Origin of the sequence: Flavobacterium aquidurense, assembly GCF_002217195.1 — a bacterium.
GTDB lineage: Bacteria > Bacteroidota > Bacteroidia > Flavobacteriales > Flavobacteriaceae > Flavobacterium > Flavobacterium frigidimaris.
Map to the genome: position 1 here is coordinate 27,905 of NZ_MUGR01000028.1, position 22,661 is coordinate 50,565.

At 33.9% G+C, this 22,661-nt stretch carries 25 protein-coding genes; 12 read left to right on the forward strand and 13 right to left on the reverse strand.

The genetic code is table 11. The annotated features are described in order from the left end of the window. Positions 1-200: 200 nt before the first annotated feature. The 10 genes from B0A67_RS15035 to B0A67_RS15080 all read right to left on the reverse strand — a co-directional run bounded on the left by B0A67_RS15035 (position 201) and on the right by B0A67_RS15080 (position 11,106). Entirely contained in the window at positions 201-1,139 is a 939-nt protein-coding gene (locus tag B0A67_RS15035; RefSeq protein ID WP_072956732.1) for an alpha/beta fold hydrolase, read from the reverse strand. Positions 1,140-1,220: 81 nt separating this feature from the next. Further along, complete coding sequence (locus B0A67_RS15040; RefSeq protein WP_072956729.1) at positions 1,221-1,418, reverse strand: hypothetical protein; 198 nt, start codon at positions 1,416-1,418, stop codon at positions 1,221-1,223. A 10-nt stretch (positions 1,419-1,428) separates the two neighbouring features. Continuing rightward, positions 1,429-2,385, reverse strand: coding sequence for a 23S rRNA (adenine(1618)-N(6))-methyltransferase RlmF (gene rlmF, locus B0A67_RS15045; protein WP_072956725.1), 957 nt, complete (start codon positions 2,383-2,385; stop codon positions 1,429-1,431). A gap of 380 nt (positions 2,386-2,765) precedes the next feature. Continuing rightward, positions 2,766-3,428 carry a thiamine diphosphokinase gene (locus B0A67_RS15050; RefSeq protein ID WP_072956722.1) on the reverse strand — a complete coding sequence of 221 codons (663 nt, stop codon included), beginning with the start codon at positions 3,426-3,428 and terminating at the stop codon, positions 2,766-2,768. A gap of 253 nt (positions 3,429-3,681) precedes the next feature. Next, the gene (locus B0A67_RS15055) at positions 3,682-4,140 is read right to left on the reverse strand and encodes a RidA family protein (RefSeq protein WP_072956718.1); all 459 of its coding nucleotides are present in this window, start codon (positions 4,138-4,140) and stop codon (positions 3,682-3,684) included. Between the two features lie 146 nt (positions 4,141-4,286). Then, positions 4,287-4,727, reverse strand: a complete 441-nt coding sequence (locus B0A67_RS15060) for a DinB family protein (protein ID WP_072956871.1) — start codon at positions 4,725-4,727, stop codon at positions 4,287-4,289. Positions 4,728-4,878: 151 nt separating this feature from the next. Continuing rightward, positions 4,879-5,361, reverse strand: a complete 483-nt coding sequence (locus B0A67_RS15065; RefSeq protein ID WP_072956714.1) for a GyrI-like domain-containing protein — start codon at positions 5,359-5,361, stop codon at positions 4,879-4,881. 8 nt (positions 5,362-5,369) lie between these two features. Further along, the gene (locus B0A67_RS15070) at positions 5,370-6,191 is read right to left on the reverse strand and encodes a DUF4249 domain-containing protein (RefSeq protein ID WP_072956710.1); all 822 of its coding nucleotides are present in this window, start codon (positions 6,189-6,191) and stop codon (positions 5,370-5,372) included. Between the two features lie 38 nt (positions 6,192-6,229). Next, positions 6,230-8,611 carry a TonB-dependent receptor gene (locus tag B0A67_RS15075; protein WP_072956706.1) on the reverse strand — a complete coding sequence of 794 codons (2,382 nt, stop codon included), beginning with the start codon at positions 8,609-8,611 and terminating at the stop codon, positions 6,230-6,232. A 272-nt stretch (positions 8,612-8,883) separates the two neighbouring features. Then, positions 8,884-11,106 (reverse strand): NADP-dependent isocitrate dehydrogenase, encoded by a 2,223-nt coding sequence (locus B0A67_RS15080; protein ID WP_072956702.1) that lies wholly within the window; start codon positions 11,104-11,106, stop codon positions 8,884-8,886. Between the two features lie 405 nt (positions 11,107-11,511). On the opposite strand from B0A67_RS15080, the gene B0A67_RS15085 reads away from it, so the two are divergent. Further along, a complete protein-coding gene (locus tag B0A67_RS15085) occupies positions 11,512-11,925 on the forward strand; it encodes a helix-turn-helix domain-containing protein (RefSeq protein WP_072956699.1) in 414 nt (137 codons plus the stop codon). A gap of 701 nt (positions 11,926-12,626) precedes the next feature. Here B0A67_RS15085 and rplS read toward each other — a convergent pair. Then, on the reverse strand, positions 12,627-12,977 hold the full coding sequence (rplS, locus tag B0A67_RS15090) for a 50S ribosomal protein L19 (protein ID WP_072956695.1): 351 nt from the start codon (positions 12,975-12,977) through the stop codon (positions 12,627-12,629). A gap of 304 nt (positions 12,978-13,281) precedes the next feature. On the opposite strand from rplS, the gene B0A67_RS15095 reads away from it, so the two are divergent. After that, a complete protein-coding gene (locus B0A67_RS15095) occupies positions 13,282-14,019 on the forward strand; it encodes a hypothetical protein (RefSeq protein ID WP_072956688.1) in 738 nt (245 codons plus the stop codon). A gap of 56 nt (positions 14,020-14,075) precedes the next feature. Here the strand turns inward: B0A67_RS15095 and trmD are convergent, their stop codons facing one another. Further along, complete coding sequence (gene trmD, locus B0A67_RS15100; protein ID WP_072956684.1) at positions 14,076-14,756, reverse strand: tRNA (guanosine(37)-N1)-methyltransferase TrmD; 681 nt, start codon at positions 14,754-14,756, stop codon at positions 14,076-14,078. A gap of 260 nt (positions 14,757-15,016) precedes the next feature. On the opposite strand from trmD, the gene B0A67_RS15105 reads away from it, so the two are divergent. The 10 genes from B0A67_RS15105 (at position 15,017) to B0A67_RS15150 (ending at position 22,152) form a co-directional block, all read left to right on the forward strand. Continuing rightward, a complete protein-coding gene (locus B0A67_RS15105) occupies positions 15,017-15,349 on the forward strand; it encodes a hypothetical protein (protein WP_242670974.1) in 333 nt (110 codons plus the stop codon). 114 nt (positions 15,350-15,463) lie between these two features. Continuing rightward, on the forward strand, positions 15,464-15,916 hold the full coding sequence (locus B0A67_RS15110) for a nuclear transport factor 2 family protein (protein WP_072956681.1): 453 nt from the start codon (positions 15,464-15,466) through the stop codon (positions 15,914-15,916). Positions 15,917-16,188: 272 nt separating this feature from the next. Then, positions 16,189-16,650, forward strand: coding sequence for an IS200/IS605 family transposase (tnpA, locus tag B0A67_RS15115; RefSeq protein WP_072956677.1), 462 nt, complete (start codon positions 16,189-16,191; stop codon positions 16,648-16,650). Positions 16,651-16,680: 30 nt separating this feature from the next. Further along, on the forward strand, positions 16,681-17,598 hold the full coding sequence (locus B0A67_RS15120; RefSeq protein ID WP_072956674.1) for an archaemetzincin: 918 nt from the start codon (positions 16,681-16,683) through the stop codon (positions 17,596-17,598). Between the two features lie 2 nt (positions 17,599-17,600). Beyond that, positions 17,601-18,134 (forward strand): NADPH-dependent FMN reductase, encoded by a 534-nt coding sequence (locus tag B0A67_RS15125; RefSeq protein WP_072956670.1) that lies wholly within the window; start codon positions 17,601-17,603, stop codon positions 18,132-18,134. A 57-nt stretch (positions 18,135-18,191) separates the two neighbouring features. Continuing rightward, on the forward strand, positions 18,192-19,064 hold the full coding sequence (locus B0A67_RS15130; RefSeq protein WP_072956667.1) for a sugar phosphate isomerase/epimerase family protein: 873 nt from the start codon (positions 18,192-18,194) through the stop codon (positions 19,062-19,064). A 55-nt stretch (positions 19,065-19,119) separates the two neighbouring features. Continuing rightward, entirely contained in the window at positions 19,120-19,467 is a 348-nt protein-coding gene (locus B0A67_RS15135) for a cupin domain-containing protein (protein ID WP_072956663.1), read from the forward strand. A 145-nt stretch (positions 19,468-19,612) separates the two neighbouring features. Continuing rightward, positions 19,613-20,758, forward strand: a complete 1,146-nt coding sequence (locus tag B0A67_RS15140; RefSeq protein ID WP_242670975.1) for an MFS transporter — start codon at positions 19,613-19,615, stop codon at positions 20,756-20,758. Between the two features lie 51 nt (positions 20,759-20,809). Then, positions 20,810-21,742: a peptidylprolyl isomerase gene (locus B0A67_RS15145; protein WP_072956657.1), complete on the forward strand. Its 933-nt coding sequence runs from the start codon at positions 20,810-20,812 to the stop codon at positions 21,740-21,742. Positions 21,743-21,840: 98 nt separating this feature from the next. Beyond that, positions 21,841-22,152, forward strand: coding sequence for a cytochrome C (locus B0A67_RS15150; RefSeq protein ID WP_072956654.1), 312 nt, complete (start codon positions 21,841-21,843; stop codon positions 22,150-22,152). Positions 22,153-22,258: 106 nt separating this feature from the next. Here the strand turns inward: B0A67_RS15150 and B0A67_RS15155 are convergent, their stop codons facing one another. Continuing rightward, entirely contained in the window at positions 22,259-22,654 is a 396-nt protein-coding gene (locus tag B0A67_RS15155; RefSeq protein WP_072956650.1) for a GreA/GreB family elongation factor, read from the reverse strand. Between the last annotated feature and the right edge of the window lie 7 nt (positions 22,655-22,661).

The following is a 22,661-nucleotide window of genomic DNA, read 5'->3' on the forward strand; positions in this document are numbered from 1 at the left end:
TACAAAGTTTGAATTCTATAAAAAAGCTAAAAAAATACTGCCGTAAATTATACGAATTATTAATCAGTAAATGTGTTGTATTCTATTTGTTTGTCATATTCTTTATGAAAAAGACAAGAAAAAATAGCCACGAATTCACGAATTTATATTAGCTTAATATAGATATGATTCGTGAATTCGTGGCGAATAATTTTAGAAGTTTATTCTAAAAAATCAATCATCGCATCATTTACAATTTTTGACTGATCGATGGATAAAAAATGCCCTGCGTCTTTTATCGTTTGCGTTTTGGCTTTGATTAAGTATTTTTTTGCCCTTTCTAAGCTTTCTTCTGAATTAATGACATCATGATCACCAATTAAAACCAAAACCGGACTGTTAATCAATTTTAACTCATCATCAGAAAAGGGATGCATTTTGAACATACTCGAATTTGATTTAGCATATTTATTGGCCAGATAAAATTGTTTTTTATAAACAGGACTAATTTTTTCCGGATGGGAAGAAAACGTATTTAATGTTTTTCCGAATTTCTTTTCACTCGGAAAAAGTTTTAGCATCAAAGCAGAAGTTGTTTTCCCAACTTTATCAATAAATTTAAATGTTTGTGCCGGACTCAGCAATACTACTTTATCAATTGAGTTTCCTTTTTGAGTGGCCAGTAAAGTGGCGATCCAACCGCCTCGCGAAGCGCCAACAATGTCAAATTTCTTTAACTTATAATGATTAAAAATTTCGTTGTATAAAATCACAATGTCTTCTGAAGAAAGGGATTTTGAAGTTAATGTGGATTTTCCGGGCTCCATCATAAAATCAATAGCGTAGATGCGATGATTTTTGGCTAAAGGCTTTATGTTGGGGTACCACATTGTTGAGCTGGCATCCATTCCGTGAAGTAAGACCAAGTCTTTCCCGTTTTTTGGTCCCGCCAGAATAACATGAGCAGTTCCGTATGAAGTTTTTATATTTTCTTCGGAATATGGAATATCCCAAAGTTTTAAGGCTTTGTCGTAAGAATTGATATAAGCTTGTTTTTCGCTTTTGGTTTTGAAAATATAATCGTCAAATTTTGCATTTTTAGTTGAAGAACAACCGGTAATTATAAGTAATAACAGTATTCTGAAGTATGTTTTTGGCATAGTAATAAAATTCAATTGATATTAAAGGTACGGAAATTGCGCGCCGATACAGTATCAGAATTTTATTTTAAAGTATTATAATTATAATGTTTTTCTTTTCCAGTTTTCAATTTTATTCTTCATTTCATTATGAGAATAAAATTCGCCATTTTGAATTTCATTTTCTGAAATCATAATGTCGTTATTATATAGGTCTGAATTACTTACGGATGTAGATAAATTGTCATCAATTTTTGAAATTTCATAGTTCAAAAGTTTTTTTGATTTAAGAGAATTCATATTATAAATATTACTCAATTTCAAATTTCCACGCTTTTTGCTGGCTTTCACTTAAAAAAGTCCAGGCTACAATACGGCTTGTTTTTTGGCCTTGAGCCATATCAATAGTTTTTATCGAAGAGGCATTTACTTTATTAAGGGTTTTGTAAATGCTCGAAAGATTTTCTCTTTTTGAAACCAAAGTAGTGAACCACAGGGTTTGCATGGCAAATTTTGCACTTTCGTAAATCATTTGGGTTACAAAACCAATTTCCCCGCCATCGCACCATAATTCGGCATTGTGGCCTCCGAAGTTTAAAACCGGATTTGTCTTTTTTCTTTCTTTGGTTAAATTGGAAACTTTACGAACGGTGCTTTGATTCGCGTCTTCGGCAGAAGAATGAAAAGGCGGATTACACATTGTGAAGGTAAAACGATCTTCGGGCGTGATGATATTTTTGAAAATAAAGCGTGATTCGGTTTGTTGCTGTAAACTTATAGCGTCAATCAATTTTGGATTGGCTTCGATGATTTTACTGCAATTTTCGATTGCTTTTTCGTCGATATCAGTTCCTACGAAACTCCAGTCGTAAATGGCATTTCCTAAAATAGGGTAGATGCAATTGGCTCCGGTTCCTATATCTAAACCTAAAACGGATGATCCTTGCGGAATGATTCCGTTATTAGTTTCGGCCAATAAATCGGCCAGATAATGAATGTAATCTGTTCTTCCCGGAATGGGAGGACAAAGATAGTTTTTAGGAATGTCCCAGTTTTGTATGTCGTAATAGGTTTCTAATAAGGCTTTGTTAAGCGCTTTTACAGCCAATGGATTACTGAAATCAATAGTTTCAATTCCGTGAATGTTGATCGCAACGTATGCTTTTAGTTCTGGACAATTCGCGATAAGAAGTTCGAAATCATAGCGGGAACGATGAAGGTTTCGAGGATGTAAATTGTTTTTTTCGGAATTGTCTGTTTCTTTCATTTTTCTGAATTTCCGTGCAAAGATAGTCATTCTTTTTGCGGTAAATGATAATTATGAAAACGATTGCCCTAGCCCTGATGGAAGCGGCATCCTTTTGTGCCGTTGTTCGGCACAAAAGATAAAGTGGACAGCAGGAATAGCTTCTGAAAATAATACTAAAGTTTAAAATTTCAATACTAAAAATCCCAATTCCAAATGCGAATTTAAACACAGAGACATAGATTTTCTGTTGTTATTTTTAGGATACAAAAAAAGCTCGCTTTCTCACATAGCTTGCTATTGTGATTTAAAGTTAGAGTGAAACGACTTTTTTATAGATTTTAAACTATGTTTCTATGTGTTTAAATGAAATTTTTGAGCCTTTTATTCTAATGAAATAATTAATCCATACACTCCATTAACAACAAATCACCATCGGTATGGGTGATACTGACCAAACCATCATGAAGAACAGCATTGCTGCTGCCGGTTCGATAGCCAATTGTTAAAGTGTCGTTTTTTAGTGGATATAATAAATTGGTCGAATTAATTCCGTTTACAACTCCAATAGGAATCAATGAAATAGGCGTTTTTGCCGTATACCATTTTTCGAATTTATTGGGTAACAAGAATATTTTTGAATGATCGTCGAGAATCACAATTTTAAGCAAATTGCGGTAACGAACAATATTAGTGAGGTTTGTAATGGTGTGATCGGCACGTTTTCCTGTCGCCCAAACAACGTTTACAGCGGGGATTTTTCTGGCGATCAAGTAATCAAAAGCTTTTTCTAAATCAGTTTTGTCCTGATCCGGTGTGTGTACAATTTCTATTGGATATTGAGATGTTTTGTAGATTTCGGGATCAAAACCATGATCGAAATCGCCTAAAAGGACATCGATTTTTATCCCTAAATCGACAACTCTCTCGATGGCAGAATCTAATACGATAACCAGTGGCGACCATTCGAGCAATTGTCCCAGTAATTCAGGATTGCATGCTGCTCCGTTGGCAATAATTAGAGCGGGTTCCTGGTCGTCGCGTACGATGTGGTGTGAAGACATTTAGATTTTTGATTTGAAATGTGCTGCAAATGTACGAAAGGAAAGGATTTTAGAGGTTAGATTTTAGATTTTAGATTTTTTTATCGCCGTGATGTTTTGTTTAACCATTAAGATATTAAGAAAGTTACGTTGGCGGGCTGAATATCTTAATGGTTAATTTTTTTTGCCACAGATTATTAAGATTAAAAGGATTTTAACGGGTTTGTGTTTAAGATATCCAAACTTAACTTTCTTAATATCTTAGTGGTAAAAACTATTTTGCAGCTTTAAAAGCGATAGCATCAACTTCGATCTGCATTCCGTCGATGGCTAGTTTGGGAACGGGAATTAAGGTACTTGCCGGAAATGGCTTGTCTTTCCATACTTTTCTGATTTCTTCATTCCATATTTTTAATTTTTCGGGTGAATGATCTACAATCAGAATGGTTATTTTCAGGATGTTTTCCGGTTTTAGTTTGTAGCTGTCTAAAACGATTACGATGTTTTGTAACGCAACCTGAGTTTGTTCTCTGAAGCCGGGGCTCAAAATGTGTTCTTTTCCTAATCCGCCACTTTGTCCTGAAATATAAACGAACTCACCCGGAGCAGTAACTGATGATGCGTGGCTGAAGCCATAAGGCGTTGGGTCGAATAAGGACTCAGGATTTTTGAAAGTCTGGGCTTTTGCACTAAACGCGCAAAGAGAAAATAGTGTAAAAAGTAAGTGTTTCATGTTTTCGAAATATTGAATTAATTGTATGCAAAGTTTGCTTAATTCTTATTTCTAAACCTTTACATATGTTGAGGTTTTTTTAGTATTCAGTCTCAGTATTCAGTCTCAATATTTACTGTAAACCGGGACTGCACGGTAAACAGCTACTAAATCAGTCTTCTATGGTAATTAATTTGTCCTAAATGATAGGCTAAATGGGTGGAGAGGTGTACTAAAAAGAATCCTGTTGTCATTTCTTTTTCGAATACAATTTGGGGATAGATGGCTTCAAGATCTTTTTCGGTTAAACTATTGAAAGCATTGTTTACAGCCAAAATGGTATTATTGATTTTGGTTATTAACTCAGCTTTTGGGATATCTTTCGATGAAAATTCTAAAGGACGATCACGGACATAACCGGTCTTTCCTATTTCGGCCCCAATATAAGTGTTGATGTTTCCGATAAGATGAAGGCAAAGATTTCCTGCTGAATTTGAAATACTTTTATCAATTGCCCAAATTTGACTTTCGTTTTGATACAATTCGATTTCAACTTTTAATTTGTTGAGATCACGGTTGAAGAGAGATTTTAGGGTTTCAATTAGCATAATGTTTTTTTTTTTTTTTGCCACAGATTTTAAAGATTAATCTGAGTTTTTTTAATTAAAAATTACAGGGAAATTCAAATTTTAGTCAATGTTGCGTAATTGTTTATAATCAGTAGATAACCTTTTTAATCAGTGAAATCTGTGGCAAAAATTAAGCTTTATTAATTATCGGAATCCAGATTTCTTCTTCAGAATCCGGATCTTCTTTTTTGTATTGATCACCCATAACGGCAAAATGTGGTCTTTCGTCTACTGTATACCCTGAATTGGGTAACCATTCGACAAAAATAGAATGATAGGTTTTGTGTCCTTCGCTTTGTGGGCCTTTATGAATAAATACAGCATACAAGCCAGTCGGAATTATTAAAGTTTCCATTTCTGAAGGGACTTTATCAAAATTAGAAACTTCAACGGCGGCCCATTTTTGAAAGCTGTTGCTGGGGTCAAAATTATTAAAATGTCCATCAGGGAAAACTTCAAGCGAATATAAATTAGAGTCAATTGAATTCTTGATCTCTTTTCGTTTTGGCATGAAGGAACTCCACAATTGAAACGTTTTATTTTCGATAAACGACATGACAATGTGTTTACCAATTAATTTTTTTTCGGATAATATCTCAATTCTCGCTTCCATTGTACTAATTATTGAATGGTGTATTTTTTATAATCTGTTTCGCTAAGCGAAAAATAACCTAACGGATAATTGGCTTTATCTATTGTATTGATGATGTTCCCTTTTACTGTAGCGGGTGGGGATTGAAATGGTCCGCCAACATTACTCCCGGCAATACTCACTAAGATGCTCATATAATTGTAGTATTGTTTTGAAATTCCATAATGCGTGATTTCGACTTCATTTCCAATTTTTAAATCATCATCATCTGATTTACTGAAATATTCGTTGCCCTGAAAGAATTTATCTTCACCAACATAATAAGTTGAGGTAACTTTATTAGAGTATCCGTATTTGTATAAGTAGAAATTATCTGCATCGGGAGGATCGTTATAAAAGGCTCTGATTTCGATTTCATCGCCTGTAAAACCACCTTCGTTATTTTGTTCTATGCGAGTTATTGGTGCTACAGATTTCATTGTTTCAGTAGCTGTATAAGTAATTCCGTTGCTAATGACAGTCAAAATATAAGTCTCGTCAATCACAGGGTTGAAGTTGGTGCAAACGTATCGGCCTGTTTTAGGAATTTCAATAAAATTGAATTGGTCATTGTGGCTGTTTTTTACAAAAATAGTTGCTCCGGAAACGGTTGGAATCACATTTTCAAAATAACCGGTCGTCGTACTCAGTTTTATAGTCTGCTGTTTTCCTGATGTTCCTTTTTGCCAGTTTATTGCGGCTTCTATGACCAATTTTGGCGGAGCAGTGTCGAGATCAACATCAACAACTTCCTCACAGCCAGTGAAGAAAATCGATATAAAAAATAAGATTAATAAGGTTGCTTTTTTCATGGTATATCTTTTGTTTTCTTTTTACAGAAATTGGTTTTTTAAAATTTGAAGTTATAACTAACGGCAGGAACAATTCCAAAAATAGAAGTTTGTACCGCTTCATTTGCTCCTGTATCGACGTTCTGACGGAAGTTGATAGAAGCTGCATTATGGCGATTGTATAAATTATAAATACTAAAAACCCATTCTCCTTTCAGTTTCCTGTCTTTGTTTTTTCTGGGTGTTAAAGTTGCCGAAACATCGAGATGGTGGTATGCCGGCAGACGATTTTCGTTTCTTAATCCGTAACTCGGAACTGTAATTCCCAAATATTCGTATTGACCGTTTGGATACGTAACCGGCTGACCGGACTGCAAAGCAAAGTTAGCGCCAAAAGACCATTTCTCGTTTAAAGTATAAGCAGATGTAACGGCTAAATTATGTGTTTTATCATAAGCAGAACTGTACCATTGCCCATTGTTGATTCCTGTTTCTTCAGGAGTTCTTCCCGGCGTCTGTTGTTGTGATTTTGACAGCGTATAAGAGATCCATCCGTTTAGTTTGCCTTCGTTTTTCTTCAGCATAAATTCAACTCCGTAAGAACGCATTCTTCCGTTCAGGATTACTTGCTCGATAGCGTCATTGGCAATCAGATCAGCGCCATCAATATAATCCAGTCTGTTTTGAATTTTCTTGTAATACGTTTCGACTTCTACAGAATAAGCGCCGTTATTAATATTTCTAAAATAACCCAACGCAACCTGATCTGCAATCTGTGGTTTGATATAATTATCACTTGGCATCCAGACATCCAGCGGGGTAGGTGATGAGGTATTGGATATCAATTGTAGATACTGCGCCATTCTGTTGTAACTCGCTTTTATCGACTCGTCATCATTTAGTTGATATGAAGCGGAGAATCGTGGTTCTAAATTATTATAACTCTGAATTTCTTTGTTTTTACCAAAATACTTGGTTGAGGCTGGTGTTCCTTTTTCATAAATCTGCATATCAGTATTGAAAATAACAGGTTCGTTATTGTCATAATAATTGATTGTAGAAGCACCTAAACGATAAAATAAGCTGTAACGCAATCCGTAAGAAACGGTAATTCTTTTCGAAATTTGATTTTCGGCTTCTATATAAACAGAAGGTTCAAACGCATATTTTTTATCCAGCTGATCCGGATTAATTCCCGATGTTTCATTACTTGGTTTGATTGTTCCGGGATTAAATTCGTAATAAATACCGTTTAAACCATAATTCAATTTGAATTTATCTGAGATATAGTTCTTGAAATCGTATTTGATATTGTAATTTTTAATCCCCGAATCCCATTTGAAACCTACGAAGTCCAGATCAAGTCCATAATAATAGTCGCTGTAAATCAAAGATAAATTAGCAAACAGTTTATCAGAGTACAAATGATTCCAGCGCAGGTTTAAAGTAGAGTTTCCGTAGATATTCGTAAAACTTTTGTTCAGGCTAAACACGTCACGGCCAAAATAACCGGATAAATACAAACTGTTATTGTCGTTTAATTTATAACTTAATTTTGTGTTTAAATCATAAAAATAAGCGGAATTGTCTTTTTGATCTTCTGATAATTTTAAAAACAAATGCGCATACGAAGCTCTTCCGCCAATTAAAAAAGATCCTTTGTCTTTTACTATTGGGCCTTCTGCAAGAATCCGGCTTGAAATTAATCCGATTCCTCCATTCACATGAAATTCCTTGCTGTTTCCGTCTTTTTGATAAATATCCAAAACAGAAGAAGCCCTTCCGCCGTAACGAGAAGGGATTCCGCCTTTGTATAATTTTAAATCTTTGATGGCATCCGGATTAAAAACAGAGAAAAACCCAAAGACATGAGAAGAGTTAAAGATTGTGGCCTCATCTAATAAAATTAAATTCTGATCAGCTCCACCGCCACGAACATTAAATCCTGAAGCACCTTCGCCGGCATTGGTAACACCCGGAAGTAATAAAATCGATTTTAGAACATCGACTTCACCCATCACAACAGGCATTTTTTTAATAGTAGCAATAGAGAGTTTATTGGCACTCATTTCAGGCGATTTAATATTGATTTTGCCCCTGTTGTCTTTTATAACAACTTCCTGAAGCTCTTCGCCGCCTTCCTTAATTCCAAAATTTGTTTTGGTATTTTGATTTAAAATAACTATTTTTTGAATGGTTTGGTAGCCTACATAACTAATTTCGATCTCATGTTCGCCTTTAGGAACAGTAAGAGAATAAAAACCGTATTCGTTGGTTGTAGTTCCTATTTTTAAAGCAGGAATATAAACATTTACACCAATTAGGGTTTCGTTGTTTTTAAAGTCAGTGATTATTCCGCTTAAAGTATATTTTTCCTGAGAAAATGATGTTAGGGTCGTTAAAATGAAAAAGAAGATAAGGCCAATTTTTTTTGTAATCATTGTCTTGTATTTGAAGCACATAGTTAATAATTCTTACTAAATATTGTTGCGTAACATCTGTTAAACATTAGTTAAGAATATTCCTTTTTTGTTACAGGCTTTTGATCCTTTTATTTATTGCCTATAAAATCCTCAATTACCGCTTTTAGTATTTAATAGTATCTTAAAATGGGAATTCCAAAATACAAAAAAAAAAGACAACCGTTTAAAGTTGTCTTTTTTGATATTTATAATTCACAGCAAAGATGTACCGCAGTACTCTTTTAGAGTAATTATTTTATTTCAGCAATAATAGTATTGAATGTTGCACTAGGACGCATTGCTTTGCTCACTAACTCAGGAGTTGGCTGGTAGTAACCGCCAAGAGTTTGAGGTTTTCCCTGCGCACCAATTAATTCAGTATCGATTTTGGCTTCGTTAGCTTCAAACTGAGCAGCAATTGGAGTAAAGATCGCTTTTAATTCTGCATCTTTATTTTGAGCCGCTAAAGCTTGTGCCCAATAATAAGCAAGGTAGAAATGAGAACCACGGTTGTCAATCTGACCTACTTTACGAGCTGGAGATTTATCGTTTGCCAAGAATTTATCGTTTGCCTGGTCTAAAGTTTCAGATAAAACAATTGCTTTAGAATTGTCTAAAGTTTGTCCTAAATGCTCTAATGAAGCACCAAGAGCTAAAAACTCTCCTAATGAATCCCAACGTAAATATCCTTCTTCAGTAAATTGCTCAACGTGTTTAGGGGCAGAACCTCCGGCACCTGTTTCGAACAATCCACCACCATTCATTAACGGAACGATAGATAACATTTTAGCAGAAGTTCCTAATTCTAAAATAGGGAATAAATCTGTTAAGTAATCACGTAAAACGTTTCCTGTTACTGAGATCGTGTCTAAACCTTTGATGATTCTGTCTAAAGTAAATTCAGTGGCAGCAATTGGGTTTAAGATACGGATGTCTAAATTAACGGTATTGTAATCTTTTAAATATTTTTGAACTTTTGCAATCAATTCTCTGTCATGTGCTCTGTTTTCATCTAACCAGAAAACAGCTGGAGTATCAGATAAACGTGCTCTGTTTACGGCTAGTTTAACCCAGTCCTGAATAGGAGCGTCTTTTGCCTGACACATTCTGAAAATATCATTAGCTTCAACATCCTGCTCCATTAAAACAGTTCCTTTGGTATCTACTACACGAACAACACCGTCAGCTTTTACCTGGAAAGTTTTGTCATGAGAGCCGTATTCTTCTGCTTTTTGAGCCATCAAACCTACGTTAGGAACGCTTCCCATTGTTTTAGGATCAAAAGCACCGTGTTTTTTACAGAAATCGATAGTTGCAGTATAAATTCCTGAATAAGCGCGATCCGGAATCACGGCGATGGTATCTTGTTGTTTTCCTTCTTTGTTGTACATCTGTCCTGAAGTACGGATCATTGCCGGCATAGAAGCATCAACAATAACATCAGAAGGAACGTGTAAATTAGTGATTCCTTTATCAGAATTTACCATTGCCAAAGCTGGTCCGTTTTCGATAGCTTTAGTAATATCAGCTTCAACTTCAGCCTGCTCAGGTCTTCCTGCAATTTTTGCATAGATATCACCTAAACCATTTCTGGTGTCAATGTTTAATTCAGCAAATAAAGCAGCATATTTTTTGAAAAGATCAGCAAAATATACTTCAACGATAGCGCCAAAGATAATTGGATCTGAAACTTTCATCATAGTAGCTTTTAAATGCACAGAAAGTAAAACTCCTTCTTTTTTAGCGTCAGCAATTGCACCGGCAACAAACGTTTTTAGAGCTTTTAAATGCATTACAGAACTGTCGATGATTTCACCGGCTTTAAGAGGCGTACTTGCTTTAAGAACAGTTGTTGTACCGTCTTTAGCCACGAATTCGATCTTTACATCATTTGCTTCTGCTACAGTAAGTGATTTTTCACTTCCGTAGAAATCACCATCCGGCATAGAAGCTACTTTTGTTTTAGAATCAGCTGACCATGCACCCATTGAGTGTGGATTTGCTTTTGCAAAGTTTTTAACTGCTCTTGGAGCTCTACGGTCAGAGTTGCCTTCACGTAAAACAGGATTTACGGCAGAACCTAAAACTTTAGCGTATTTTGCTTTTATTTCTTTTTCAGCATCATTTTGAGGATCTTCCGGAAAATCAGGGATTTTGTAACCGTGAGATTGCAATTCAGCAATAGCAGCCTTTAATTGCGGTACAGATGCTGAAATGTTTGGTAATTTGATGATGTTTGCTTCTGGTTGTGTTGCTAATTGACCTAATTCAGCCAAAGCATCTCCCGTTTTTTGAGCATCTGTAAGAAGCTCAGGAAAATTGGATAAAATTCTACCAGCTAAAGAAATGTCTCTAGTTTCAATTGCAATACCAGCTGTGGCAGTAAATGCCTGAACAATAGGTAAAAAAGAATAAGTCGCTAACAATGGCGCCTCATCAGTCAAGGTGTAATAGATTTTTGAATTCTGTGTCATTTTTTTTTTTTTTTTTTATAATCGTATTGCCAAGATGTAGCAATGTAAAAGGTATAGTCGGCTCAGAATGAGCGGAGCAAATATAATAAAAACAGTCCGAAAACGGTATAGTTTTCCGGAGAAATGCCGAAATTATCAGATTGTTATTTCGGGATCGATTAATTGTCAAATCGATTGTTTTGGTATTAAAAAATTACGGTTTTGATGAATCATAAGTAAAAGTGGAAGATTTAGAAAAAGGAAAACGTGAAAGGTTGCAGAAAACCATTTTGGCTTTGGTAGTTTTTGTCTGAAAAGTTGTAATTTTGACTAAAATGTAATAGACATATAACAAATGTAAGATACATTGTTTAATATGTTTTTTACTTGTTGTTTATTATTACCCTTAATCATTATCTTTGAATTATGAGCACACTTACAAAACCAAATCATATAGGGCGAAAAATAAGCCGTATTCGTGAACTTCGTGATATGAAACAGGAAGCTTTGGCGCAAGCTTTAGGAACAAACCAACAAGCTATATCTGCTATTGAAAACAGTGAAACGATAGACGATCAAAAACTTGCCGAAGTTGCAAAAGCGCTTGGTGTAACTGTTGAGGCAATTAAAAGTTTTTCAGAAGAAAATATGATTAGCTATTTTAATAGTTTCCATGACAACAGTATCAATAATGGTCAAAATGCTGCATATCCAATATATAATTTTAACCCGCTTGATAAATTAATTGAAACTTTTCATGAAAAAGAAAAGCTTTACGAGCGTTTGCTACAAGCTGAAAAAGATAAAATCGAATATTTGGAAAAACTATTAAAAAAATAGAAAGCCAATTTTCCTTAAAATACAAACCAATGCTTTATGAGTGTCGGTTTTTTTATTTTGGGCGTGTTCGCCGAAAAAGGCGAACCAGGCTATCCGTTTTAAGTCCTCGCACTTCCTTCGTCAGGCTGTGGGCTTTCCAACTTCTATCCCTCACGCAAACCGTAAAACAAGAGCTTCAATCTTGTCATTTCGACCGAAGGGAGAAATCACACGCGGGATTCGACAAAGATTAACGATTTTGATTGCGTCCCGAAGCTCGACAGTAATTCGTAGAGTTTGTCATTTCGAGGAACGAGAAATCTCCGCAAGAAACTCGACAAAGATTGGTGATTTTAGGAACGGAGTTTCTCGCGAAGATTTCTCCTCCGTCGAAATGACAAGATTAAGCAGATAAAATCCGTTTTAATCTGTGTTTTCGCAAAGCGAATCCGCGCCATCCGTGTTCAATATTGTCGCCAATCTTTGTCGAATCCCGCGTGTGATTTCTCGTTCCTCGAAATGACAAACTAAACGAAAATATTGTTATGAAAACGATTGCCCTAGCCCCGATAGAAGTGGAAATCCTTTTGCTTTTTTCTTTAAAAAGCAAAAGATTGAAACGAATAGCGGGATTAGCTCCTGAAAATTTTAAAAATCAGGCACAAAAAAAAACTCGTTTCAAATGATATGAAACGAGTTTTTTATAACAAATAGATAAATGATTATCTTCTTTTATCTTTAATCTTAGCTTTTTTACCAGTAAGTTCTCTGAAGTAGAAAATTCTAGCTCTACGAACAGCTCCTTTTTTGTTGATTTCAACTTTCTGTAAAGCTGGTAAGTTTACCGGGAAGATACGCTCAACTCCAATAGCTCCAGACATTTTACGGATAGTAAAAGTTTCTGTGTTACCAGAACCTCTTCTTTGAATAACAACTCCTTTGAAAAACTGAGTTCTTGTTTTTTCACCCTCTTTAATTTCGTAGTAAACTGTGATAGTATCTCCAGCTCCGAAAACAGGGAAATCTTTTTTAGCAACTAATTCGGTTTGAACGAATTTCATTAAATCTGCCATGATATCTTGTAATTATGGTTTTTTATATAGAGCAACATTCACGGATCTCGCCAGAGGTTAGTCTAATTCGGGTGCAAATGTAGAAAATAATTATGAATTATAAATTGTAAATTATAAATTATTTTAACTTGTTGATAAGATGTGTTTTAGTTTGTTTTTTAAAATTACAGTTTTCAATCTCAGCCTATAGTTACGAAGGTCTTAAAACTGAGTCTGAAGACTGAAAAATGAGTTTTTAGTATAAAAATTAGAAGTAAAATCCTATGTTTGCTTAAGTGTGAAGGTAATTATAAGCTAAAATTATATGGAAAGAAATTATTTAAGGGATTATATTGAGTTTTCTAATGAATTTAAAAAATCTTATGGTTCTAACGAAAGCGTAGCAAAAATCTATGATTTGCTTTATGAATTGGAAAATTTATGTAAAACTAAAGAACAAAAACAGGTCCTTTCAAATGTATATATTCTTTTAGGTTATCACAGATCAGCTTATGAGATTTTTAAAGAAACTGTTGAAAGTAATAATACAAAAGAGGTTTCTAAATTATATGTATTGGAGCAAAAAGCAAAATCACATGAAAACAATTTTATAATTAAAGATGTTAGAAAGGTCAAAGAAAAGAAACAGCAGACGAAATTAGTATTATCTGATTTTGTTACTACTGAAAATGATCCAGATAAGTTTGAAATTCCACAAAAAGAAATTGTTATATTCAATAAAACTATAAAAGGAAAAATAAGAATTTTTCTTCCCGATTCTGATTTTAGAAAATATGCAGATACCATTTCTGAATATTTATCCTGGCTTGCAGATTGTAAAAAGGATTTAATTGAATTTTATAATCAAAACAATGAATTTACAGACAAACACGCAGATGATGACTGGTATAACACTTTAGATATTTACCGAGCGGTTATAACAATTAAGAAGTCTAAAGATATAGAAGCTTTTGTTGCCACCGGAGATACCTTTTCACAAGATCATATTCTTGATTTCGAAATAGCAAACAAAATGATTATTTCAATGAATTATGACGGATAATTTTTAGCCGCAGTTTTCTGATGAACTAAAACTGAAAACTGCGACTGAATACCTTTTTAATGTCCTTCCAGTAAATCAGGACGTCTGTTTTTCGTATGTTCATACGCCATGTCTTCACGCCATTTGTCAATTTTGGCAAAGTGACCACTCGTTAAAACCTCGGGAACTTTCCATCCTTTATAATCTGCAGGTCTTGTGTATATGGGGCCTGAAAGTAAATTATCCTGAAAACTATCTGTCAAGGCCGAAGTTTCATCACTTAAAACACCTGGAATTAATCGGATTAAAGCATCAGATAAAACCAGGGCTCCTAATTCTCCTCCGGACAAAACGTAATCACCAATCGAAATTTCTTTCGTAATAAAATGATCACGAACACGCTGATCTACACCTTTATAATGTCCGCATAGAATGATAATATTCTCATACATCGACATTGTATTGGCCATTTTTTGATTCAGCGTTTCTCCGTCAGGTGACATATAAATGATTTCGTCGTATTCACGTTCACTTTTCAAATGAGTAATACAAGCGTCGATAGGCTGAACCGTCATGACCATTCCGGCACCTCCTCCAAAAGGATAATCATCGACACTTTTCTGTTTGTTCGTAGTATAATCCCGTAAATTATGAAAATGTACTTCGACCAAACCTTTGTCTATGGCACGTTTCATAATCGAAGCCTCAAACGGACTTCTTAATAATTCAGGCAAAATCGTTATAATGTCAATTCGCATTTTTTTTCTTCAAAGAGTTCTAAGCGGCAAAGATACAAAGTTAATTTTTGGGAATTTTAAAGAACTGAAAAATGAGATTTTTTAGTAAGTAATTAAAATGAATACTATTTATTAAAAATGGATTGATTGTTTATCTAACAATTTGTTAAACAATTAGAAACATAGGTATTATATAAGGTGTACGTGTTTTAATGTAATTTTGTGAGGCCCCTTTTCATCTAATATTACACCGTAAAACATTTTACATAAAAATAAATATTATGATAAAAAAAATACTTTTGCTGCTTACAATTTTCATTTTACATTCCTGTTCTTCCTCTAAAAATGCAAGTGACAAATGGATTGGTCAATCTAAAAAAAATCTAATCAAAAGTTGGGGAACACCAATACGCACTTTAAATAATGCGGAACAAGGTGAGATACTTATTTATGGACAACAGGTTTATGCAAACGCCGGTAATGAAGAAGGATCCAGAATTGCCGGCCCAAATCATTGGATTTATACTTATGTATATGCCAATCAGGAAGGGAAAATCTATTCGTATAAAATAGATAAACAGCGCATTACACCTCAGGAAATTGCTGTAAAATAACTATTTACATTTATTTTTATCAGGAGAGATTACATTTTTTAGTGTAATCTCTAATCATTTTTATTATATTTAAATACTGTTATGGTCTGATTTATAATAATTTAAAATGAAGTCATGAAAAAAATAATACTATTTGGTATCGCTTTTTTAGTTATTTCCTGTAATAATCAAAACCAATCAAAAATTATGGAAATCACAAAAAATGAGAAATTAATCAAACAATATTTTGAGTATTTCAACAAGCATGATTGGAAAAAGATGTCGGAAATGTATACTGAAACGGCCGATTTTAAAGATCCTTCCCTGGGGCCAGGAATTATAACACAAACACGCAAGCAGATCGAAGATAAATATGCGGAATTAAATAATATCTTTCCGGATTTACACGATAAGGTGATCCAGGTTTATCCTTCAGGAGAAAAGCATATTATTGTCGAGTTTGTTTCGACTGGAACAGCACCTGATAATTCAAAATTTGAATTGCCTATCTGCACCATTTTCACAATCGAAAACGGATTAATTACCAAAGATTTTACTTATTTCGATAATTTTGAGGAAGGTGAGTAATGGATTGATGGATTTTTAATTTATGTAGTCCCTACGGGACAAATGGGTGTGGTTAAAATTTTTGTTACCGGTATTTTGTTCCTAACCGAACATTTTAAAATGATGTTTTTTTTGATTATAAAAGGATATTAAAAAAAAATAACTGTAGTTTTATTCTTTCATTTTTTTAATGTATTTGCTGTAAAAAATCTATCTTTATTCCTTTTAGGAATTAAATATTGGTAGAAAAAACAATTATAAATTAAAAAATGTTCCGTAGGGACTACACATTTATGGCAAATACATACACTCAAATACATATCCATTTTGTTTTTGCAGTAAAATTTAGACAAGCTATAATACATACTGAATGGAAAGTGGAGTTATATAAATATATAACTGGCATAATTAGAAATAACAACCACAAACTTTTAGCTATAAATGGTGTTTCAGATCATGTTCATATTTTAATTGGGATTAGACCCGCTCAATCCATTTCTGATTTAATGAAAAATATTAAACAAGATTCTTCAAAATGGATCAATAAAAATAAATTTTTAAAAACTGATTTTGAGTGGCAGGAAGGTTATGGAGCTTTTTCATATAGCAAATCACAATTAAATGCTGTAATTAATTATATAGAGAATCAGGAAGTACAGCATAAAAAGAAAACTTTTAGAGAAGAATATATTGACTTTCTTGAAAAATTTGAGGTAGATTTTGATGAAAAGTTTATTTTTAAGGAATTAATCTAAAATTGGTTTTTTAAAAATAGGCTAAAGCAAATGAAAAAAATAATCCTCTTCCTCCTGATAATATTCTGTTCCTGTAACAAAGAAAAAGTAAAAGAAACCCGAAAAGAGGCTTTAAATGATACTTCAAAAGAAATTCCTGAGGAAGCGTCCTATTTTAAACAAATCAAAAATAATGACGTTAAATTGGGTGAACCTGTTTATGGAGATTGGTTGTATACCCGTAAAGAGAAAGGACAAACTTTTGATCAGTATTTCAAGTCTAGACATATTGTTCCAACAAAAGAAGCGAATATTATTTATGTACTGCCTATCGGGAATTTTAATGCTTTGCAAAAGAAACAAATTGAGCTTCTCAATGAATATTTAGAAATCTACTTTCAATTAAAAACCAAAACTTTAGCGCCTATTTCTAATGATGTAGTGCCAAATTCTGCCAGAAGAATGATGGATGGTCATGAACAATTACTGGCCGGTTATCTTTTAACTGATGTATTAAAAGAGCAAAAGCCATCAAAGAGAATTGCATTAATGGGACTTTCAGAACTTGATTTATATCCTAAACCGGAATGGAATTATGTTTTTGGTTTGGCTTCTTATCACGATAAGATTGGTGTGAGTTCAATTTACAGATTACAGGACGGAGAATTAACATCTGAAAACTTTGATCTTTGTTTGTCACGATTACTTAAAATCAGTTCTCATGAAATCGGGCATATGTTTGGGCTGCATCATTGTATTACGGCGAACTGTGTAATGAATGGGACTAACAGCATGTCTGAAACAGATAAAAATGCTATCCGATTGTGTTCTGTTTGTCAGCGAAAATTAAATTCATGTATTTTATACGATAATAAAAAAAGGCTGGAAGATTTAGAAAAATATTTTAAAAGAAATAATTTAACCGAAGGATTTGAGTTAATGAAAAAAGACAGGGTCGTAATTCAGTAAAAATGCAGACAAAAACAATTAAAATCTTCGCCATAACGGGAAGTACAAGAAGAAATTCAAGTAATTACAAAATTTTAAAATACATTTCCGAGAATATAAAACCCAAATTTGAAATTGAGATTTTTGAAGATCTGGTTGATATTCCCCATTTTAATCCCGATTTAGATACTGAGAATCCGCCTAAAGAGGTAAAGGCATTCAGGAATAAAATTAATGAGGCAGACGGGATCCTGATTTGTACTCCTGAGTATGTTTTTAGTTTGCCCGGAAGTTTAAAAAATGCTTTAGAATGGTGCGTTTCGACTACTATTTTTTCAGATAAAAAGACAGGTTTGATAACGGCTTCTGCTTCCGGAGAAATGGGACATGAGCAATTGACATTGATAATGAAAACCCTTGAAGCTGAATTTCAGGATGAAACCAAACTGTTGATACAGGGAATTCGCGGAAAAATTGATGAAGAAGGAAAAATTATAAACGAGGAAACGAAAGTCGGGCTCCGGGATTTTATATATAATTTCGAAAAGCAGTTTTAGTATTTTAACATTCAGTTAAATACGTTAGTTTTACTTCAGGTTTTTTAAAATCAAAAAATGATCACAAGAAGAAAATTTATAATAAATACAAGTCTGGCTGCAGCAACAGTTTTGGCTTTGCCATCATTCGCTTTTACTATGGATAAAAAAGAAATAGGTTTGCAATTATACACCTTGCGTGATGAACTTCCAAAAGATGTAAAATCAATTTTAGAGAAAGTTGCAAAATCGGGATATAAAACAGTCGAAACATATGGTTTTTCTATAAAAGATCAGTTTTGGGGATTGAATCCAGTTGAGTTAAAAAAAATCTTAGATGCAAATAATTTAAAAGCTTTAAGCGGACATTATAATTTAGGAAGCTTTTTGTATGACGGCAACACAGAAGAATTGATTGCCGCAATAGAAGCAGCAAGGATTTTAAAAAGTGAATTTTTGACGATTCCCTGGGTTGATGAACCGTTTAGAAGAAATATTCAGGATTATAAAAAGATTGCATCCCGATTGAATGAAGCAGCGGCAATGTGTCAGAAAGCAGGTTTAAAACTAGCATATCACAATCATGATTTTGAATTTCAGCAACATGACGGAACTACAGGCTATGAAATTTTACTAAAAGAAACGGATAAAGATTTAGTTTATTTTGAATTGGATTTGTACTGGGTGGTTCGTTCAGGAAATGATCCGCTAAAATTATTTGCAGCAAATCCGGGGCGTTTTAAACTGTGGCATGTAAAAGATATGGATAAGGCAAATCCCGCTTTGAATACAGAAATAGGTTCAGGATCTATTGACTTTAAAACTATTTTTAAACAAGCCAAAGAATCCGGAATGAAACACTTTTTTGTAGAACAAGAGAATAATTATAATCCTGGAACTTTTGAAGCTATTAAAACAAGCAGTGATTTTATTTCTAAAAATCTGATTTAAAAATAAAACCATCTAAAAGTATTATTTTTGTACCAATTCAATTAAAAAATCAGATATGCAAACTTTCGGAACAAGCAAAGAATTTATAAAAGGAGATGAAATAGAGTGGGAAGTGGTTGGTGAAGGAATCAAACGCAAAATCCTGGCCTACGATGACAGAGTGATGTTGGTGAACGTTCATTTTGAAAAAGGCGGAATTGGTACTTTACACGAACATTATCACACACAAGTAACGTATGTATCCAGTGGTAAATTTGATGTGACTATAAATGGAGTAACTCAAACTTTAAAAGAAGGAGATAGTTTTTATATCCCGCCTCATGCAATTCATGGAGTTGTTTGTTTGGAAAGCGGACTTTTAACGGATGTTTTTAGTCCGATTCGTGAAGATTTTATGAAGTAATGACATTTGAAAAAACGGTATAATTGTTATATGGACGGCCTATTTGAGTCCTGAATTTATAAAATTTATACTTTTTTTAAAGTTTTCATACGAATTAGAATAGTATTTTTGCAAAATGAATTTATCCAAAACGAATGTCTTATTTATGGCAGCTTGCACTGGACTTATAGTTGCAAATCTGTATTACTGCCAACCCTTAATTGTTTTAATTGCCAACGAATTTAAAATTCCTGAAGCCAATGCAGGAACAATAACCTATCTCACACAAGCCGGTTATGCGATAGGGTTATTTTTTATGGTTCCGCTAGGGGATAAAATCGAGCGAAAAAAACAAATTTTAATGACCACTTTTGCCTCTGTAATTGCCTTAATTCTGGCGGCTACGGCAAAAAGTTTTTTTCTTTTGCAAATTGCGTCTTTGTTGATAGGAATTACGTCAATAGTACCACAGCTTATTTTGCCTTTGGCCGCTTCATTATGTGCGCCTGAACAACGAGGAAAAGTAGTGGGAACAATCATGAGCGGATTGCTTGTAGGTATTTTACTGTCAAGAACTTTAAGCGGTTTTATTGGTCAGTATTTAGGCTGGAGATCAATGTTTTATATCGCTGCAGGAATTTGTCTCCTTATCTTTTTTGTCATTCAGAATAAATTTCCGGTCAATAAACCTCAGTTTAAAGGAAGTTACGGTGAATTGATTAAATCCCTTTTCACGCTTATAAAAACAGAACCTGTTTTAAGAGAAGCCACCATCATAAATGTATTTAGTTTTGCGCAGTTTGGAGCTTTCTGGACTACCATGGTTTTATTGCTTTCAGGAGCACCTTTCCATTATAACAGTGCCACAATTGGTTTATTCGGGATTGTTGGAGCATCAGGAGCTTTAGCAGCACCTTTAGTAGGGAGATTGGGCGATAAAGGAGGTTCAAGGGTAGCGGTTGGATACGGCTGTTTATTGATTTTAATAAGCTTCCTCGTTTTTTATTTTTCAGTAGAAAGCGTTATCGGGATCGCTATCGGAATTGTGTTTATTGACATAGGAATTCAGGGTGTTCACATTTCGAACCAAACCCGCGTATATTCTTTGCTTCCTGAAGCCAGAAACAGATTAAACACAGTATTTATGTCGTTTAGCTTTTTAGGAACAGCAGCGGGATCAGCGTATGGATTGTTTCTGTGGAAATTAGGCGGATGGCATGCGGTAAGTATCGGATGTGTTGGCCTTTCAGTATTATCATTAATAGTATACGGGCTTACTTATAAATCAAAATCTAAAAAACAGAAAGCATAAATTGATATAAAATTAATTTGTAAATTTGCATTTAAATAAAAAATAACAACAATGGAAAACGGAATATACGCTAAATTCAATACAAGCAAAGGTTCGATTTTAGTAAAACTAACTCACGATTTAACACCGGGAACCGTAGGGAATTTTGTAGCTCTTGCAGAAGGAAATATGGAAAATAAAGTAAAACCTCAAGGACAAAAATTCTATGATGGATTAACATTCCACAGAGTAATTCCTGATTTTATGATTCAGGGTGGATGTCCAAAAGGAACAGGAACTGGTGATCCCGGATATAAATTTGATGATGAATTTCACCCAAGTTTAAAACACGATCGTCCGGGAGTTTTGGCAATGGCAAATTCAGGACCTGCTAGTAATGGTTCTCAATTTTACATCACTCACGTTCCAACTTCTTGGTTAGACGGAAAACACACTGTTTTTGGTCACGTTGTAGAAGGTCAGGATGTAGTTGATGCTGTTGCTCAGGGAGATAATCTTGATGCAGTAGAAATCATCAGAGTTGGAGAAGAAGCTGAAAAATTCAATGCTATCGAAGCTTTTGTTGGTTTAAAAGGTGCTCGTCTAAAAAGAGATGCAGCTTTAAAAGCGGAATCTGAAGCAAAAATGGAACAATTGGCTGCTGGTTTTGATAAAACAGATAGTGGTTTACGTTATAAAATGATTCAAAAAGGAGATGGTAAAAAAGCTGAATCTGGTAAAACAGTAGCAGTTCATTACGAAGGATCTTTGGAAAACGGAAAAGTTTTTGATTCTTCTTACCCACGTAAAAAACCAATCGAATTTAGATTAGGTCAAGGGCAGGTTATCGAAGGATGGGATGAAGGTATTGCTTTATTACAAGTGGGTGACAAAGCTCGTTTTGTAATCCCTTCTGACTTAGCTTACGGTGCTGCCGGAGCTGGAGGAGTAATTCCGCCAAACGCGACCTTAATTTTTGATGTTGAATTAATGGAAGTAAAATAATAAGATTAAATACTATTTAATTTTTATTTTAAATAATAATCCCGTATGTCATGGCATATGGGATTTTTTTATATTTACTTATAAAATAAAGTAAAACAATGAAATCAAAAATCTTAATTATAACTGCTGCAGTACTGCTTTTAGTTTCGTGCGGAACTCAAAAATCTGGTTCGACTGCTGCTACAACAGCTCCTGTTACTGAAACTGCTAAAGTTGTAGTGTTAACACCTGAATTAGAAGAAGGTAAAAACTTGTATGAGAACAGTTGTGCAAGATGTCATAAATTATATGATGCAAAGAAATTTACTCAGGAAGAGTGGAAACCAATTTTGACAAGGATGCAGAAAAAAGCGAAGTTAGATGATACTCAAATGGCTTCTATATCCAATTATATAATTTCTCAATTGTAGAGAGTTGTTATTGCAGCTATATAAAAACTATTCAGTAAAATTTATTGGATAGTTTTTTTTAATAGAACATAAAAAAACACCTTCACGAGTGAGGTGTTTAAAAAAATTAAGAGTTTTCTTCGGTTGTATTATCAACCGCAACTATTTTTAGCGTCTTTATTCCCGCCGGTAATTCCCAGTCTACTTCGTCATTTTCTTTAAAGCCAATAATAGCAACACTTAATGGTGCCAGAATCGATATTTTACTTTGTTTTAAATCAGCAAAAGAAGGTAAAACAATTTGAATTTTCATTTGTTTTTTTGCTTTTACATCTTCGATAGTAACATGAGAATTGATTCTTATAATCGAGTTGTCCAGTTCGCTTTCTTTGCTGATTACAGCGCGATCTAATTCCTGCGAAAGCTGATTCGCTTCTTTTGCGTTTGTTGAATTTTTACTTTTTAGAATCAATTCTCTTAAGAAATGATAATCTGTTTTACAGAAAGTGGGTGTTGGTTTCATAACTATG